Genomic DNA, 17,063 nt, shown 5'->3' on the forward strand with positions numbered 1-17,063 from the left:
TGCGGAGGAGTGGGACCATCGGTCACGTCCCAAAACTACGTGCAACTGTTCGGACGGCGATAACGGTCAGCGGATGAAGGACGCCGTCGGTCGCGACCGCGTCAGCGCCCGTCGAACCGTGGCGGCCGCACCGGCGCCTCGACGTCGCGGACATCGATGACCTCGCCGTCGATGTAGTCGCCGTGGCCGGCGGTCGACCCGCCGGGGTACGACGCCGGATAAGACTCCGCGCGGAAAGCGCTCGCGTAGCTGAGTCCCGGCATTTGTCGCTGCAACGTGCGTACCGCCATGGAGGTCAACCCTGGACGGACGGCCGACCGTACCGGCGGGATGAGCAGCAACAGGCCCAGCGCCGTGCTGACGAGGCCGGGAACGAGGACGAGGAGTGCGGCCAGGCTGACCAGCGCACCGTCGCCGGCCGCGGCGCGCTGCTCGGCCAGACCGGAGCGCAATTGCCCGATCCGGCGGATGAGGCGCGAACCCGCCATCGGGGCCACGATGCCCCAGCCGAGCAGAAAGGTCGCCAATAGCGCCAGCAGGGTCCAGCCCCATCCGATCGTCGACACCAACGCGAAGATCACCGCGAGTTCGACGAGGGCGTAGATCAGCAACAGCCGCGACACCATGCCAGACCAACGTCCGCGGATCGCGCTCAAGTTCCCGTGGTGCTCCGCATCGTGATTGCAGTTAGATGACGCTATGACGACGATTCAGATCGATACCCCCGACGGACCGATCGATGCGTTACTGAGCACGCCTTCAGGGCAGGGCCCGTGGCCGGGCGTGGTGGTGATCCACGATGCGTTCGGTTACGGCCGGGATAAGCAGTCGACCAATGACCGCATCGCCGCGGCGGGGTATCTGGCGCTCACCCCGAACATGTATGCCCGCGGTGGCCGCATCCGCTGCATCTCCCGGGTCATGAAGGAGCTGCAGACCCAGCGCGGCCGCGCCCTCGACGACATTCTGGCCGCCCGCGATCACCTCAAAGCCATGCCGGAATGTTCCGGCCAGGTCGGCATCGCGGGTTTTTGCATGGGCGGCCAGTTCGCTCTTGTCATGTCGCCCAAGGGTTTCGGCGCCTCAGCGCCGTTCTATGGCGCCCCCCTGCCGCGCAACCTCGCCAAGACGCTCGACGGCGCATGTCCGATCGTGGCCAGCTTCGGCGGACGTGACCCGTTGGGACGGGGCGCGCCCGAGAAGCTGAAGGAGACCATCGCCGCCAAGAACATCACCGCCGATGTGAAGACCTATCCCGGCGTCGGGCACAGCTTCGCCAACGAGCTGCCGGCCCAACCGTTGCTTCGCATCACGGGTTTCGGGTACGACCACGATGCCACCGAGGACGCGTGGCGGCGGGTCTTCGCGTTCTTCGGCGAGCATCTGGGATCGGGCGCCGCGACGTAGTCGGTCAGTCGGCGGCGTCCAGCTTCTGCGACAACAACTTTGCGAACGTGTGGGTGTCGCCGGGCCAGCGCGCCGACACGTAGTCGCCGTCGTCGACGACGAATGCGGGCCGCGGGTCGGCCGGCGTGTCGCGCACCATCCCCGAGGTTTTCAGCCGCCAGTATGGTGATCCGCGGGCGACGTCACGGAAATCGGCCGGATCTTCAAGCGCACGAGTGACTTCCGACTGCACCGACATGTACCCGTCGGGCTGTCCCGGTTGCTCGGTATAGGTTCGGTAATAGTCGGAATCCCAGAACCGGGTGAGTCGGGTGAGCCGCCAGGCCAGCCGTTCCATGGCCCATGTCAACGCCGTGGTCTTGCGCCCGTACAGAACCGAACGGCCGGTGCCGGGATCGACGCTGCGCGCGGCGAGCAGCACCCCGTGACAGATGGCGGCCACCACACGCCCGCGGGCGAACGCCTCCACCACCAGCCGGTGCAAGATGTCGCTGTCGATGTAGCTGCGCATCCCGCGGGCACGATGCCCTCCCGGCAGCAGCAGCGCGTCGGCGCCGTCCAGGGTGGCGTGCGCCCAGGCGACGGGTTGCCGAAACTCGTTCGATTGCACCATGTCCCGATAGGCGGTGCGCCCGTCTTTGTTGGCGCGCAGCGTCAGCCCGAGCAACGGGATGGCGCCCAGCAGGGGCAGCGCGGACCAGACGTCGAGTCCACGGCCCGTCACCATGATGTCGTCGGCCACGCCGGGCGTGCCGGTTTCGGTCGCGAACACCACCCGGTGGCCGCTTCGGGTCAACACCCGCCAGCTGACCGCAACCTCAGTCGGATCGAAGTCGCGGTCCGGGATCGGGATCAGGACTGTGGCCACGGCGCCCTTCGGCTCACGCCACCTTCAGCTCGAGGCCGACGTTGTTGTCCATGCCGCCGCGCAGCTTGCTGAAGAAGTTGAATACCTTGCCCACGATCCCGTAGCGCTTGCCGATCGCGTCGTAGACCGCGGCCGTTTCCGACTTGTCGAGAATCGCCGCGGTTCCTTCGACGGCCGCACTGGTGGGCCGGCCGTTGATGGTGCAGGCGGCCAGCGTGACCCGAGGGGTGTTGCGGATTCGCTTGATCTTCCACGACTTTTCCTGGGTGGTGACCAGGAGGCGGTCGCCACGCTCTTTGTCCAAGGCCGCCCAGATCGGTGTCGGCTTGGGTTTGCCGTCCTTGGTGAAGGTGGTGAGCAGGATGTACTGCGCTTTGGCAAGCTCAGCGAAGGTTGGCGTCACCAGGACAACGTACCGCTGCGCGGCCGCACCGTTGACATTGTCGGCACCCGGCTGCGATAGTCATGGCACCTTAAACGAAAACAGCATTTTCATTTAAGGGCGTAGAGCGCCGATCGAAGTAGGGAATCGTGAGCGATCCGACGAAGCCGCTGGCATGGTTGCCGTTCGCGATCACCGAGGCGGCGCTGGAGCCGAACTCGCCGGATGAAACCCGGCATCCCAATGTGTTTCACGCGTGGTCTCAACTTTTGGCCCGGCTCGACGAAGCCGCGCGGACCGTCGAATCCGCGCCGGACAGCCGCAATCGAATCGATGCCGCCGCCGGAATCCGGCATCTGCTGGTACTGCTCACCGCGGGCATCGATGAGGTGCTGCGATTCGATCCGGACCCGACGTTACGCGTGCAACGCACCAGCACCGATGACATCGTGACCTGGGGAATGGAGTGCCCGGACTGCCTCTACACCCGCGCCGCGCTGCGCGGCGCGGAGAGCTACCGACTGTTCGGTAATCGCGGCACCGCCCGCTACGTGGGGCTGCAGACGATGAACGGCATCACCGCCACCGCGAATGAGTTGGTCGACGAGCTCGAAGTGGACGCGGACGGGAATTTCGAGGTGGTGCTGTCGGCCTCTGAACCCTCGGGGCGAGCGGGCAAGTGGATGCGTATCGAGGGCGAGCATCCCACGTTGACGGTGCGGCATTTCTTCTACGACTGGGACACTGAGGTGGCCTCGTCACTGCGCATCGAGCGACTCGGCGAGGCCGCACCGGCCTCGGGCCGTCCCATCGATCCGGAGGTGGCGCTGACCCGCCAGCTGACCGCCCTCGGCGACTTCGTCGCGGACAACCTGGCGTTCTTTCTACAGTTCGGCGCCGCGGCACCACCCAACGGTTTCCTACCGCCGATCGACCGCACCGACATGGGCGCGGCCGCGGAGAACAGGCCGGTGATCGGCCGGTGGGAGCTGCGCCCGGACGAGGCGCTCATCGTCGAAGTGGAACCGCCGGAAGGCATTTACTGGAGCTTCTCGATCGGCAACCCGTGGTGGGAGACGATTCACTACGGGCGCCACCAGTCCAGCCTGAACGCCCATCAGGCCACCGTGAATTCCGATGGGCTGGTCCGCGTCGTGCTGTGCGATCGCGACCCCGGGATCGCCAATTGGCTCGACACCGCCGGCCACAGCAACGGTCCGATCATCCTGCGCTGCGTGCGCACCGAAACGGCACCCACACCGACGACACGAGTCGTGCCGTTTGCCGATATTCGCGCCGAGTTGCCTTCGGACACCGCACAAATCAACTCCGACGAGCGCGCATCCGTCCTCGCGGCACGGCGCCGCGCGGTGCACGAAAGGTTCGGACGATGACATTCGACGCTGACGAGTTGGAGGACGGCGCTCGAACCGCCACCGGGCTCGACGATTTCGGTTCGCCCTACTATCGCGAAGGACTCGAACGCATCGTCGAGGCGCTGAATACCGAGGCGGACCTCAACGAGATCGGGCGGGTCATCCAGCACGCCACCATCAGCAACGCCCTGATCCAACGCCTCAAGGTCGAAGACGCATACCGGCAGCACACCGAGATCGACGACCAGATGGTCGGTGGCCCCGTCTTCGTCATCGGCCTCCCCCGCACCGGGACCACCGCGCTGAGCCAGCTGGTGGCCGCCGACCCCCAGTTCCGATCGCTGCGGATGTGGGAATCGCAAGCGCCTACCCCACCGCCGGAGGCCGCCACCGAACACAGCGACCCGCGGATCGCGCAGGCCGAGGCCGGCCTGAAGTTGCTCGACGACATGTTTCCGTTGATGAAGACCCTGTACAACTCCGAGCCCACGGCCCCGACCGAATGCCAGGACCTGATGGGAATGAGCTTCCGCACCTTCCACTTCGACGGCGCCGTTCGCGCACCGCGGTATCTCGCGTGGTTGATGGGCTGCGACATGCGCGGAACTTACATTTTTCATCGCCGGGTGCTCCGACTCTTGCAATGGCGCTGCCCACCGGTGCTGTGGCATCTCAAGACGCCCGTGCACATGTTCGCTCTCGACGCGCTCGTCGAGGCATACCCCGACGCCAAATTCCTGTGGAGCCATCGTGATCCGGCCAAGGTGATGGGTTCGGTCTGCAGCCTGATCCGGTATGTGCGCAGCTGGAGCAGCGACCGCGACGACGCCAGGGAGCTCGGCGCCGAGCAAGTCGACAGCTGGGTCGAAGCCATCCGGCGGGCAATGGATTTCCGCAACCGCATGGGTGACGGCCGGTTCGCCGATGTCTCGTTCGCGGACCTGCAAACGGATCCGGTAGGCACGCTGCAAACCAGCTACGACGCGCTGGGCCTGGCTTTCACCGATGCCACCCTTGCTTCCGTCCGGCGTTGGGCTTCGGATCACCGGCCCGGCTCCCGCGGCGCGCACGAGTATGACCTGGCCGACTACGGCCTGACACCCGAAGGTGTTCGCGAACGGTTTGCGGACTATCTCGCCACCTACGACGCGACCACGTGAATCCGTGAGCACTCCCCGCACGCGACGACGTGACAAGCTGGGTCCGGACGCAACGGTGCGCGGCGAGATTCTGACCGCCGCGTCAATCATCCTGCAAGAGCAGGGAATTGGAAAGTTCAGCATCGGTGCAGTGCTGGAACGGGCGGCGCTGGGCACCCGCGCGTTCTACCGGCATTTCGAATCCAAGGACGACTTGGTGGCCGCGCTCTTTCTCGAGATGGCGCGCGCGGAGGAACAGCGGCTGCGACGCCGGATGGCCGCAGCGGAGACGGAGATCGACGCGGTCGCTGCCTGGATCGACAGCCGACTCGACTTGGCATTCGACGCCAACAAATCCGATTTGCGTCGCCTGTCGTTGGAAGCTCAGTCGCAGTCCCCCGCGCTGGTTGCGCCCGCGTACGCGGAAATGCTGAAGCCGCTCGTCGATGCGCTGCAACGCGGTCTGCGGGGCGGGGTATTCCACCGCGTCGACCCGATGACCGACGCCCAGTTCATTCACGGGGTGGTCTGGGCCGGCATCAACGAGCAGTGGGCGACGGGCGAGTGCCACCGCGAGGATCTTCGCGAACGGATGCTTCGGTTTTGCCTGCGCGGACTGGGAGTGCAGGAACCGACCGAGGGAGGCTAGCGATGGACCTGGGTTTTGCCGGATCGACCGCCGTGGTCACCGGTGGCAGCAAGGGTATGGGGCTGGCCATCGCCGAAACCCTTGCCGCCGAAGGAGCCAGCGTGGCGGTGATGGCCAGGAACCAAACGTCACTCGACGCCGCCGTGGCGTCATTGCGCCGGGCGGGCGCTCCGGACGCCGTGGGGATCAGCGTGGACATGACCGACGCCGAGTCGATCGCCGGTGGCTTCGCCGCCGTCTCGCAGCGTTGGGGGCGACTCAACAGCCTGGTGCACACGATCGGGCCGGGCGACGGCTATTTCGAGCAGATGGACGACACGCAATGGGAGGAGGCGTTCAACCTCGGCACGATGTCGGCTGTTCGATCGATTCGCGCCGCCCTGCCGCTGCTGCGCTCCGCGGACTGGGCCCGCATCGTGACCCTGTCCGCACATTCGATCCAGCGGCAGAATCCGCGGATCGTCGCGTACACGGCCTCGAAGGCGGCCCTGGCCAGTGTCACCAAGAATCTCTCGAAAAGCCTTGCCGAGGACGGCATTCTGGTCAACTGCGTGTGTCCGGGAACCATCGTGACCGCGAGCTTCACCGAGGCACTGCGAGATATCCTCGCCGCGGACGGTCTCGACGCCACCAATCCGGTCGATGTCATGACCTGGATCGACAACAACTTCCACCAGCCCTGCGACCTCGGCCGTGCCGGACTTCCCGAAGAGGTCGCTTCCATCACCGCCTACCTGGCGTCGCGGCTCAACGGCTACGTAACCGGCGCGACGGTCAACGTAGACGGCGGGTCGGACTTCATTTGAAAGTCCTCAGCCTTCCAGGTCGCCCTCGGTTTCCAGCAGCGCCTGACGCAGGCCGTCGAGGGTTTCCGGTTGCGGGGCTGCCCACATGCCGCGTCCGGCCGCCTCCAGCAGCCGCTCCGCCATGCCGTGCAGCGCCCATGGATTGGACTCCGACATGAACTTCCGGTTCTCCGGGTCGAGCACGTAGCGCTCGGTGAGTTGTTCGTACATCCAGTCGGCCATTACCCCGGCCGTCGCGTCATAACCGAACAGATAGTCGACGGTCGCCGCCATCTCGAACGCGCCTTTGTACCCGTGCCGGCGCATCGCCGCCATCCAGCGCGGATTGACGACGCGCGCGCGGAACACCCGGGTGGTCTCCTCCGAGAGGGTGCGAGTGCGGATCGCGTCGGGCCGGGTGTTGTCGCCGATGTAGGCGGCCGGCGCCTGGCCGGTCAGCGCGCGCACTGTGGCCACCATGCCCCCGTGGTACTGGAAGTAGTCGTCGGAGTCGGCGATGTCGTGTTCGCGGGTGTCGGTGTTCTTGGCGGCCACCGCGATGCGCCGGTACTGGCGGTTCATGTCGTCGACGGCCTCGCGGCCGTCCAGGTCACGGCCGTAGGCAAACCCTCCCCACGCGGTATACACCGCGGCGAGGTCGGCGTCGTCGCGCCAGTTGCGGCTGTCGATCAGCTGCAGCAGCCCTGCGCCGTAGGTACCCGGCTTTGATCCGAAAATCCTTGTGGTGGAGCGGCGTTGGTCACCGTGCTGGGCCATGTCCGCCTGAGCGTGCGCACGCACGTAGTTGTCCTCGGCCGGCTCGTCCAGATCGGCGACCAAACGTACCGCGTCGTCGAGCATCGTCACGACATGCGGGAAGGCGTCCCGGAAGAAGCCGGAGATTCGCACCGTCACGTCGATGCGCGGGCGGCCCAGCTCGGCCAGCGGAATCGGCGCCAGGTCGACGACACGCCGCGACGCGTCGTCCCACACCGGCCGGACACCCAGCAGGGCAAGGACTTCGGCGATGTCGTCACCGGCGGTACGCATGGCCGAGGTGCCCCACACCGACAGGCCGACCGACTGCGGCCACTGCCCGTGGTCGTCGCGGTAGCGGGCCAGCAGCGAATCCGCCAGGGCCACACCGGCTTCCCAGGCCAGCCGGGAGGGCACCGCCTTGGGGTCGACGGAGTAGAAGTTGCGCCCGGTGGGCAGCACGTTGACCAGGCCGCGCAGCGGTGACCCGGAGGGGCCGGCCGGGATGAATCGGCCGTCCAGCGCGCGCAGCACCTGGTCGATTTCGGCGGCGGTGCCGTTTAGCCGGGGCACCACCTCGGTTGCCGCGAATCGCAGCACCGCCGCGACCTCGGCGTTGTCGGTAATCCGTTCGGCCGCATCAGCATCCCAGTCGGTCGCCTGCAACGCACCGACCAGTTCGCGCGCCGCGGCCTCGGTGCGGTCGACGGTGGTCCGGTCGTCGGTGCCGTCCTCGGCCAGCCCCAGGGCCTGCCGCAATCCAGGGAGGGCGTGCTCGCCGCCGAACAGCTGGCGGGCCCGAAGGATCGCCAGCACTAGGTCCAGTTCGGCTTCGCCCGTTGGCTTTTGGCCGAGGATGTGCAGACCGTCGCGGATCTGGACGTCCTTGATCTCGCACAGCCAGCCATCGACGTGCAGCAGCATGTCGTCGAACGAGTCCTCCTCGGGCCGTTCGGTCAGGCCCAGGTCGTGGTCCATCTTGGCGGCCCGGATCAGCGTCCAGATCTGCTGGCGGATGGCGGGCAGCTTGCCGGGATCCAGCGCGGCGACGTTGGCATGCTCGTCGAGCAGCTGTTCCAAACGCGCAATGTCGCCGTAGGTTTCGGCGCGCGCCATCGGCGGGATGAGGTGGTCGACGAGCACGGCGTGGGCCCGCCGTTTGGCCTGCGTGCCCTCGCCGGGGTCGTTGACCAGGAAGGGATAGATCATCGGCAGGTTGCCCAGAGCGGCGTCGGGCCCGCAGGCCGCCGACATGCCGAGCGTCTTGCCGGGCAGCCATTCCAGATTGCCGTGCTTGCCCAGATGCACCACGGCGTGCGATCCGAAGCCGGCGTCCAGCCAGAGGTAGGCGGCCAGGTAGTGATGGCTGGGCGGCAGGTCCGGGTCGTGGTAGATGGCGACGGGGTTCTCCCCGAAGCCGCGGGGCGGCTGCACCATCAGCACAAGGTTGTCCGATTGCATTGCGGCGATGACGATTTCGCCATCGCGGTCGTTGCTACGGTCCACAAAGAGATTCCCGGGTGCCGGGCCCCAGTGCTCCGTTACGGCATCGGTGAATTCGGCGGGCAGGGTCGCGAACCAATCCCGGTAATCCTTGGCGGACAGCCGGATCGGGTTGCCGGCAAGCTGGCCTTCGGTGAGCCAGTCGGGGTCCTGCCCGCCCCGCTCGATCAGCGCGTGGATCAGGGCGTCGCCGTCGTCGGCCTCGACGCCGGGCAGCTCACCCACCCGGTAGCCGTGCTCGCGCATCGCCCGCAGCAGGGCGACGGCGCTGGCCGGTGTGTCCAACCCGACCGCGTTGCCGATGCGGGCGTGCTTGGTGGGATAGGCCGAGAACACCAGGGCCACCCGCTTGTCCGCCGGGGCGATACGACGCAGCTGCGCGTGGCGCACCGCCAGTCCCGCGACCCGCGCGCAGCGTTCCGCGTCGGCGACATAGGAGATCAGCCCGTCGTCATCAATCTCCTTGAAGGAGAACGGCACCGTGATGATGCGGCCGTCGAACTCGGGCACCGCGACCTGACTGGCCACGTCGAGCGGGCTCAGGCCATCGTCGTTTTCGCACCACTGGGCGCGCGGGCTGGTCAGGCACAACCCCTGCAATATCGGGATATCCAGGGCGGCAAGGTGTTCGACGTTCCAGCTGTCGTCATCGCCACCGGCCGACGCGGTGGCCGGCTTCAATCCCCCGGCCGCCAGGACGGTGACCACCATGGCGTCGGCGCCGCCGAGCCGTTGCAGCAGTTCGGGTTCGGCGGTGCGCAGCGACGCACAGTAGACCGGCATCGGCCGCGCGCCGGCGTTTTCGATGGCCTGACACAGCGCCTCGACGTAGCCGGTGTTGCCGGCCAAGTGCTGCGCGCGGTAGTACAGCACGGCGATCGTCGGTCCGTCGGTGTCGCGGGCGGGCCGCGACAGTTCGCCCCACGTCGGCATCACGACCGGCGGGCTGAACCCGAACCCGGTCATCAGCACGGTGTCGGACAGGAAGGCGTGCAGCTGGCGCAGGTTCTCCACGCCGCCGTGCGCCAGGTAGATGTGCGCCTGCACCGCGATGCCGGCGGCCAGCGTGGAGAGTCCGGTCAATTCGGCGTCGGCGGCCTGCTCGCCGCTGACCAACACCGTCGGCACACCGCTGGCGATCACCGTGTCGATGCCGGTCTGCCAGGCGCGGTACCCGCCGAGGATCCGCACCACCACGATGGCGACGTCGGCCAGCAGGTCGGGCAGGCCCCCGCAAGCGGGAGGTGCCCCCACCTCGTCCGAGAGCCGCGAGGGGTTGGCCCACCGATAGTTCTTCCCGCTGGAACGGGCGCTGATCAGGTCCGTATCGGACGTCGACAGCAGCAGGATTGTCGGCTCGGCCACCCACCATTCGTACCGCAGTGGGGCGCGCTCGCGCCTATCGGGCCCGGGCCGCTCAACCGCCCAACATCGCCGCGATCCGGTCGGCGACCTGTTGGGCCACGATCCGGGCCGGCCCGTCCTTCGCCGGTTCGTAACGGTCCGCGCCGGCGTCGTAGTCGGCGCCGGCGATCGACCCGTGATCGGCATCCAATTCGACCACCTGCACCGGCCAGCCCATCCGTTCCAGGCGGGCGGCGAACTCTCTGCTGGCCGCCACCGGCACCACGTCGTCGGCCAGGCCGTGCAGCAACGTGAACGGCGAACCGACATCAGCGGCGCTAAGCCCGTCGGTCAGCGGCATCCCGGAGATCGGATCGGGAATCATGAAAGCCCCGGCCAGACAGACCGTGTGCGCGGGGGTGAAGTCGAATTCGGCCGCGCGCAACGTCACGCCCGCCGCCGCCGCGCCGCCCATCGACCACCCGACGAGCAGGATGCGTCGGGCGTCGGCGGCGAGGTTGCGCGCGAACTCCAGCGATCGCAGCAGGTCCGCACGCCCACCGTCCTCGGCATGGGAATTCCAATCGGGCGCCACCACCGCCGCCGCGCGGCCGGCCAGCATGCCGGCCAGCGGGCCGACGGCCGCGCGGGCATCGGTTTGCGCGCCATGCCAGAGCAAGATCGTGGACGGCGCCGGCTCGCCGAACACATCGACCAGCCGGCCCGGGGCATATTCCACCGTCCTCACGGCCACGAGGATGCCCGTACTGACGCGTGTTTAACCCCTGAGAAATCGTGGACCAGGTCCTCGGCAACGCCCACGCCGCCGGTGTTGGCGTTACGTCTGCCTGAAGGCAATCCCGGCCGGCGCCTTCGGCGGGGGCCGTACCGTGGACGGGTGGCCAGGACGCGCGACACCGACGCATGCCCGGGTGCGCTGCAGGTGCACCAGGCGGCCGACGGCGCCTTGGCCCGGATCCGGCTACCCGGCGGCATGATCACGGCCGCCCAACTCGCCGCGTTGGCCGCCGTCAGTAGCCAGTCGGGGTCGGGAACGCTGGAGCTGACCGCCCGGGGCAACGTGCAATTGCGCGGACTGACCGACGTGACCGCCGTTGCCGAGGCGCTCGCGAGCGCGGGCCTGTTGCCCTCGACGACGCACGAGCGGGCCCGCAACATCGTCGCGTCACCGCTGTCGGGGCGCGCCGGAGGCCACCTCGACGTCCGGCGCTGGGTCGGCGAGCTGGACGCTGCGATCTGCGGCGAGCCCCGGCTCGCCGAACTGGGCGGCCGGTTCTGGTTCGGCCTGGACGACGGGCGCGCCGACGTGTCGGGGTTGCGCGCCGATGTCGGGGTGCACGCGTTCCCCGACGGCTGCGCCCTGTTGTTGGCCGGGCGCGACACCGGTGTGCGGCTGGCGGCCAGCGAGGTGATCGAGACGCTGGTCACCCTCGCGATGCGGTTCGTCGACATCCGCGGAACGGCTTGGCGCGTCCAGGAATTGGACAACATTCGGCAGCTGCTACCCGGCGCCGAACCGCGCGTCGGCTCATTCCCGGCCGTCACCAAGGCGCCGGTGGGCTGGATCAACCAGGACGACGGACGGGTGACGCTGGGCGCCGCGGTACCGCTGGGCGTGCTGCCGGCCCGCGTTGCGGAGTACCTGGCCGCGATCGAGGCGCCGCTGGTGATCACGCCGTGGCGGTCGGTGCTGGTGTGCGATCTCAGCGAAGAGGTGGCGGACGTCGCGCTTCGCGTGCTGGCGCCCTTGGGCCTGGTGTTCGACGAGAACTCGCCCTGGCTGATCGTCAGCGCCTGCACCGGCAGCCCCGGCTGCGCGCGCTCGGCCGCCGACGTGCGGGCCGACGCCGCCCAGTCGCTGGATGCGCGAGGCGCGGATGCGGCAGGGCACCGTCATTTCGTCGGCTGCGAACGGGCGTGCGGCAGTCCGCTCGCCGGTGAGGTGCTGGTGGCCACCGTCGACGGATACCGGCGGCTGTAGCCGGGTGCGGCGGGTCGCCACGCCGACGAGCCTTAAAGTGGGCGGGTGCTCGACTACATCCGCGACGCGGCGGAGATCTATCGCCAGTCGTTCGCGACGATCCGCGCCGAAGCGGATCTGGAGCGATTCCCGACCGACGTGGCGCAGGTGGTGGTCCGGCTGATCCACACCTGCGGGCAGGTCGACGTCGCCGAGCACGTCGCCTTCACCGACGACGTCGTCGAGCGGGTCGGGGCCGCCCTGCGCGGCGGCGCGCCGGTGCTGTGCGATTCGTCGATGGTGGCCGCCGGGATCACCGCCGCGCGGCTGCCGGCCGACAACCAGGTGGTGTCGCTGGTGGCCGATCCGCGGGCGGCCGAGCTGTCCGCCCGCCGGCAGACCACCCGCTCGGCGGCCGGGGTGGAGTTATGGGCGGACCGGCTGCCCGGCGCCGTCCTGGCGATCGGCAACGCGCCGACCGCGCTGTTCCGGTTGCTCGAGCTGATCGACGACGGGATCGCCCCGCCGGCCGGGGTGCTGGGCGGGCCGGTGGGTTTCGTCGGGTCGGCGCAGTCCAAGCAGGAGCTCATCGACCATCCGCGCGGAACGTCGTATCTGGTGGTGCAAGGCCGACGTGGCGGCAGTGCCATGGCCGCCGCCGCCGTCAACGCGATCGCAAGTGATCGCGAATGACCGCGCAAAGCGTCTCTGGGGGGACACTGTGGGGCGTCGGGTTGGGGCCCGGCGACCCGGAATTGGTGACCGTCAAAGCCGCGCGGGTGATCGGCGAGGCCGACGTGGTGGCCTACCACAGCGCCCGGCACGGCCGCAGCATCGCGCGCGGCATCGCCGAACCGTACCTGCGGCCCGGTCAGATCGAAGAGCACCTGATCTATCCCGTCACCACCGAGACGACCGACCACCCCGGCGGCTATGCCGGTGCGATCGAGGATTTCTACGTCGAGGCCGCCGAGCGCATCGCCGCCCACCTCGACGCCGGCCGCAATGTGGCCCTGCTGGCCGAGGGTGATCCGCTGTTCTACAGCTCCTACATGCATCTGCACACCCGGCTGACGGAACGGTTCGACGCCGTCATCGTGCCCGGCGTGACGTCGGTTAGCGCCGCCTCGGCGGCCATCGCGACACCGTTGGTGGCCGGCGACGAGGTGCTGTCGGTGCTGCCGGGCACCCTGCCGGTCGAAGAGCTCACGCGTCGGCTCGCCGACGCCGACGCCGCCGTCGTGCTTAAACTCGGGCGTTCGTATCATGCTGTGCGGGAAGCGCTTTCGGCGTCAGGACAGCTGGATGACGCGTTCTACGTCGAGCGGGCCAGCACTGCCGCGCAACGGATACTGCCCGCCGCCGACGTCGACGAGGCCGGCGTTCCGTACTTCTCGCTGGCCATCCTGCCGGGCGGGCAGCGTGGCCGGCGCGCGCCCGCCGCCGGCAGCGTCACGGTGGTGGGCCTGGGACCCGGCGACCTGGACTGGATGACGCCGCAGACCCGGCGGGAGCTCGCCGCGGCGACCGACCTGATCGGCTACGGCGGCTACCTGGATCGGGTCCCGGCTCGCGACGGCCAGCAGCGTCACCCCAGCGACAACCGCGACGAGCCCGAACGGGCCCGGCTGGCCTGCACGCTGGCCGAGCAGGGGCGCGCGGTGGCGGTGGTGTCGTCGGGCGACCCCGGCGTGTTCGCGATGGCGACCGCGGTGCTCGAAGAGGCCAAGGAGTGGCCGGGCGTGCAGGTCCGAGTGATTCCGGCGATGACCGCCGCGCAGGCGGTGGCCAGCCGGGTCGGCGCCCCGCTGGGGCACGACTACGCGGTGATCTCGCTGTCCGACCGCCTCAAGCCGTGGGAGGTGATCTCGGCGCGGCTGCAGGCCGCCGCGGCCGCCGATCTGGTGCTGGCGATCTACAACCCGGCTTCCAAGACGCGAACCTGGCAGGTGGGCGCGATGCGCGACATCTTGCTGGGCCACCGCGAACCGGGCACACCGGTGGTGATCGGCCGCAACGTGTCCGGCCCCGACGAAGACGTCCGCGTGGTCAGGCTGGCCGATCTCAATCCCGGCGAGATCGACATGCGCTGCCTGCTGATCGTCGGGTCATCGCAAACCCAGTGGTACTCACACGATTCCAGTGACAGGGTCTTCACGCCCCGGCGCTACCAGGGCTGAAACTCGCTCGGCCTGATGGCCCCACTCCTCCGCACCCCGCTACGCGGGCTGCATCGTCACAGGGCTTAGCCTAATTGCCCCACTCCTCCGCACCCCGCTACGCGGGCTGCATCGTCACAGGGCTTAGTCGCGGTCCCAGGTGCTCGGCATCATCGGCACGGTGGGCCCGTCGCTCAACCCGTCCCGGGTCAGCGTCGCCAATCCGGCGGCTTGGGTCGCATCGGATTTCGCTGCGGCACCGGCAAATCCGAGCGGGCCCGCGCTATCCTCGGAAGGGCGGGCTGCGTACGGATCGTCAGCGTTACCCGTCGCGGCCAAATCTTCGTCGGAGTCCATGAATTCGTAGCGGTACGCGCGCTCTGTGGCGGTTCCGCCGCGGCGGCGTCGGGCCCGGGCCTTCTTTTTGGCGTCGGCGACCGCGGCCGCGGCGGCGGGTGCGTCGACGTCGTCGGACGACGGTTCCTCCGACTTACGGCGTGACCGGCCGCTCGCGCTGCCGCGCGCCGACAGCCCCGAAAGCCCCACCGCATAAAGCGCATTGGACAGGTTCGCTCCGACTCCGTCGGTCGCCGTCGGGCCGAAGCCGACGCCGGGTCCCCCACCGATCGGCCCGCCGCCGGCCGACCCGGCGACCGTCGACGCGGGGGCGGTGGACGGCGTCGGCACGTGACTCACGCTGGCGGGCGCGCTAGTGATCGTCGGCGCCGGGGCGGTCACCGGTGCCGGTGCGGCCGCCACAGCCGGTACCGGCGCGGCCATCGAGAGGGGCGCCGCGATGCTGATCGCGGTCACGGCGGCCGCCGCCCCGCCCGCCGCGGCCGCGCCGATGGCCGCAACGACAACCGGAGCGAGCACCACCGCCATTTGGATCGCGAACTGAATGAACGGCCAGAAGATCATCAGGGTGTGGAAGATGGCCCAGCCGAGCGCAGTCGACAGGGCCGGTGACAGACCCAGCTGCCCAAAAAACGACGCGAGACTGTTCACCCACGGCGCCGGCGGGAAGGGCCACCCACCGGGGTTGAGGTCCTTGGACACCGGCCACGCGAAATTCTGGGTGTACTGCTGCAGCCATTGGGTGAGCTGGTCCATCCAAGAGGGGTAGGTCTGCGTCGCCGCCTGCTGCTGGGCACTCGAGGTATCGGCATTGTTGAGGTTGGAGCCCGAATCCGCGGCCGGCGCTACGGCGGCGGCCTGCACCGCCGCGACGCTTGCGGTGCCAGCCTCCGCACCCGGCACCACGATCGGCGGTGCGGGCGTGGCCGGGGGAACCGCGGCCAGGGCGGATTCACTGACCGCCTGATACGTGGTCATCGTCGTAGCGGCCTGCACCCACATGCGCGCGTAGTCGACTTCATTGACGGCGATGGGAATGGTGTTGATGCCGAAGAAGTTTGTGGCGACCAGTGTTCCGTGAACGGCGTGATTCGCCGCGAGTTCACCCAGTGTCGGCATGGCCGCCAGGGCCGCGGTGTAGGCGGTGGCCGCGGTCTCGTGCAGGCTCGCCGCCGCGGTGCTCTTGGCCGCGCTCTCCAGCAGCCAGGCCTGGTAGGGGGCGTGCGCGGCCACGTACTGGTCCGCGCTGGGCCCCTCCCAGGCTCCCGCCTGCACGGCGCCCAACAGTGCGCTGAGCTCGGTTGCCGCGGTCGCGTAGTCGGTGCTCAGCGACGACCATGCCGTCGCGGCGGCCACCAGCGGCGCAGGGCCGGGGCCGCTGCTGAGCAACGTCGAGTGCACTTCGGGTGGAAACGCGATCCAGAGCGGGGCGGTCATCGTCGTGGGCCTTCGGGCAAGAACACGAATACCTCTTCGGTGCATCTCGTGGATGGGCTGGCGATGCTTACGACCAGAGGTCGGTCAGCCGTGCCGTTTAGTTCCCCGCAATTTCGTTCCGGCGATAAATTTCGCGAGTCTTTGCGCGCAGCCGGGGCATGCGCAACGATGCAGGGATGCGGTGTGAGATTGCGCGCGAAGCGCTGTCGGCTCGGTTGGACGGCGAGCGCCCCCAGGTCCTCGCGCAGCAGGTCGACGCCCACCTCGAATCCTGCCGCAGCTGCCGCTCCTGGCTGATCGGGGCGGCGGTGCAGACGCGCCGGCTGGCCTCCGTGATGCCCGGCGAGGGACCCGACCTGGTCGAGAAGATCATGGCCAGCATCGGCGAGCAGCCCACCGGACACCAGGCCCGGATGCGCTGGCTGCGGTCGCACTACCGGCGGTGGGGCCTGATCGCCGTCGGCCTGTTCCAGGTGGCGATCGCCGCCGCCCAAATCACCGGGATCGATTTCGGCATGGTCTCCACTCACATGCACGGCGCGATGTCCGGCGAGCACCTGATGCACGAGTCCACGGCATGGTTGCTGGCCCTGGGTCTGGCGATGATTGCCGCCGGCGTCTGGCCCGCCTCCGCATCGGGAGTGGCGGCGATCACCGGCGTCTATTCCGTTGCGCTGCTTGGCTATGTGATTGTCGACGCCTTCGACGGCGAAGTCACCGCCACCCGCATCGCCAGTCACATGCCCCTGCTGCTGGGCCTGGCATTCGCGTTGTTGGTGGCGCGGGAGCGGGTGGGCTCGCACCGGCGGCGCGGCTCGGATGCTTCCGACGACGCCGACTTCCCCACCTGGGCGGCGGACTCACCCAGCGGTCGGCGGCGCGGGCACCTGCGGCCGATCAATCGTGTGGTCCTCGACCCC

14 protein-coding genes and 1 pseudogene are annotated in these 17,063 nt (G+C 68.8%); 9 read left to right on the forward strand and 6 right to left on the reverse strand.

Features of this window, described 5'->3' with window-relative positions:
• Nucleotides 1-101 precede the first annotated feature (101 nt).
• The gene (locus G6N50_RS07485) at nucleotides 102-626 is read right to left on the reverse strand and encodes an FxsA family protein (protein WP_083092198.1); all 525 of its coding nucleotides are present in this window, start codon (nucleotides 624-626) and stop codon (nucleotides 102-104) included.
• Between the two features lie 73 nt (nucleotides 627-699).
• Here G6N50_RS07485 and G6N50_RS07490 point away from each other — a divergent pair, with 73 nt between their 5' ends.
• The gene (locus G6N50_RS07490; RefSeq protein ID WP_083092196.1) at nucleotides 700-1,407 is read left to right on the forward strand and encodes a dienelactone hydrolase family protein; all 708 of its coding nucleotides are present in this window, start codon (nucleotides 700-702) and stop codon (nucleotides 1,405-1,407) included.
• A gap of 4 nt (nucleotides 1,408-1,411) precedes the next feature.
• On the opposite strand, the gene G6N50_RS07495 is transcribed toward G6N50_RS07490, so the two are convergent.
• Complete coding sequence (locus G6N50_RS07495) at nucleotides 1,412-2,275, reverse strand: type 1 glutamine amidotransferase domain-containing protein (RefSeq protein WP_083092194.1); 864 nt, start codon at nucleotides 2,273-2,275, stop codon at nucleotides 1,412-1,414.
• 13 nt (nucleotides 2,276-2,288) lie between these two features.
• The gene (locus G6N50_RS07500; RefSeq protein WP_083092193.1) at nucleotides 2,289-2,678 is read right to left on the reverse strand and encodes a PPOX class F420-dependent oxidoreductase; all 390 of its coding nucleotides are present in this window, start codon (nucleotides 2,676-2,678) and stop codon (nucleotides 2,289-2,291) included.
• 128 nt (nucleotides 2,679-2,806) lie between these two features.
• On the opposite strand from G6N50_RS07500, the gene G6N50_RS07505 reads away from it, so the two are divergent.
• Genes G6N50_RS07505 through G6N50_RS07520 form a run of 4 tightly spaced genes read left to right on the forward strand, consistent with a single transcriptional unit; the run spans nucleotide 2,807 to nucleotide 6,627 of the window.
• Nucleotides 2,807-4,051, forward strand: a complete 1,245-nt coding sequence (locus G6N50_RS07505) for a DUF1214 domain-containing protein (RefSeq protein ID WP_179970101.1) — start codon at nucleotides 2,807-2,809, stop codon at nucleotides 4,049-4,051.
• Complete coding sequence (locus G6N50_RS07510; protein ID WP_083092191.1) at nucleotides 4,048-5,193, forward strand: sulfotransferase family protein; 1,146 nt, start codon at nucleotides 4,048-4,050, stop codon at nucleotides 5,191-5,193. Before G6N50_RS07505 ends, G6N50_RS07510 begins: the two co-directional genes overlap by 4 nt.
• 4 nt (nucleotides 5,194-5,197) lie before the next feature.
• On the forward strand, nucleotides 5,198-5,821 hold the full coding sequence (locus G6N50_RS07515; RefSeq protein WP_083092189.1) for a TetR/AcrR family transcriptional regulator: 624 nt from the start codon (nucleotides 5,198-5,200) through the stop codon (nucleotides 5,819-5,821).
• 2 nt (nucleotides 5,822-5,823) lie between these two features.
• Nucleotides 5,824-6,627, forward strand: a complete 804-nt coding sequence (locus tag G6N50_RS07520) for an SDR family NAD(P)-dependent oxidoreductase (RefSeq protein ID WP_083092187.1) — start codon at nucleotides 5,824-5,826, stop codon at nucleotides 6,625-6,627.
• 6 nt (nucleotides 6,628-6,633) lie between these two features.
• Here the strand turns inward: G6N50_RS07520 and cobN are convergent, their stop codons facing one another.
• Nucleotides 6,634-10,230 (reverse strand): cobaltochelatase subunit CobN, encoded by a 3,597-nt coding sequence (gene cobN, locus G6N50_RS07525; protein WP_083092185.1) that lies wholly within the window; start codon nucleotides 10,228-10,230, stop codon nucleotides 6,634-6,636.
• A gap of 52 nt (nucleotides 10,231-10,282) precedes the next feature.
• Nucleotides 10,283-10,957 carry an alpha/beta hydrolase gene (locus G6N50_RS07530; protein ID WP_083092605.1) on the reverse strand — a complete coding sequence of 225 codons (675 nt, stop codon included), beginning with the start codon at nucleotides 10,955-10,957 and terminating at the stop codon, nucleotides 10,283-10,285.
• Between the two features lie 150 nt (nucleotides 10,958-11,107).
• On the opposite strand from G6N50_RS07530, the gene cobG reads away from it, so the two are divergent.
• From cobG to G6N50_RS07545, 3 genes are read left to right on the forward strand one after another with little or no spacing between them, the layout of a single operon-like run.
• A complete protein-coding gene (cobG, locus tag G6N50_RS07535) occupies nucleotides 11,108-12,211 on the forward strand; it encodes a precorrin-3B synthase (RefSeq protein WP_083092184.1) in 1,104 nt (367 codons plus the stop codon).
• Between the two features lie 45 nt (nucleotides 12,212-12,256).
• Nucleotides 12,257-12,883 carry a precorrin-8X methylmutase gene (locus G6N50_RS07540; protein ID WP_083092182.1) on the forward strand — a complete coding sequence of 209 codons (627 nt, stop codon included), beginning with the start codon at nucleotides 12,257-12,259 and terminating at the stop codon, nucleotides 12,881-12,883.
• Nucleotides 12,880-14,370 (forward strand): precorrin-2 C(20)-methyltransferase, encoded by a 1,491-nt coding sequence (locus G6N50_RS07545; RefSeq protein WP_083092180.1) that lies wholly within the window; start codon nucleotides 12,880-12,882, stop codon nucleotides 14,368-14,370. The genes G6N50_RS07540 and G6N50_RS07545 overlap by 4 nt, the downstream gene beginning before the upstream one ends.
• Nucleotides 14,371-14,493: 123 nt before the next feature.
• On the opposite strand, the gene G6N50_RS07550 is transcribed toward G6N50_RS07545, so the two are convergent.
• On the reverse strand, nucleotides 14,494-16,143 hold the full coding sequence (locus G6N50_RS07550; protein ID WP_083092179.1) for a PPE family protein: 1,650 nt from the start codon (nucleotides 16,141-16,143) through the stop codon (nucleotides 14,494-14,496).
• 176 nt (nucleotides 16,144-16,319) lie between these two features.
• Here G6N50_RS07550 and G6N50_RS29255 point away from each other — a divergent pair.
• Nucleotides 16,320-17,012: pseudogene (locus tag G6N50_RS29255) on the forward strand (DUF2275 domain-containing protein); the annotation flags it as partial.
• Nucleotides 17,013-17,063 lie beyond the last annotated feature (51 nt).

The organism is Mycobacterium mantenii (assembly GCF_010731775.1).
Taxonomy (GTDB): domain Bacteria; phylum Actinomycetota; class Actinomycetes; order Mycobacteriales; family Mycobacteriaceae; genus Mycobacterium; species Mycobacterium mantenii.

Coding starts and splice junctions, on each gene's coding strand:
- G6N50_RS07485 (WP_083092198.1), bottom strand. CDS start 626: ATGGTGTCGCGGCTGTTGCTGATCTACGCCCTCGTCGAACTCGCGGTG.
- G6N50_RS07490 (WP_083092196.1), top strand. CDS start 700: ATGACGACGATTCAGATCGATACCCCCGACGGACCGATCGATGCGTTA.
- G6N50_RS07510 (WP_083092191.1), top strand. CDS start 4,048: ATGACATTCGACGCTGACGAGTTGGAGGACGGCGCTCGAACCGCCACC.
- G6N50_RS07520 (WP_083092187.1), top strand. CDS start 5,824: ATGGACCTGGGTTTTGCCGGATCGACCGCCGTGGTCACCGGTGGCAGC.
- G6N50_RS07545 (WP_083092180.1), top strand. CDS start 12,880: ATGACCGCGCAAAGCGTCTCTGGGGGGACACTGTGGGGCGTCGGGTTG.
- G6N50_RS07550 (WP_083092179.1), bottom strand. CDS start 16,143: ATGACCGCCCCGCTCTGGATCGCGTTTCCACCCGAAGTGCACTCGACG.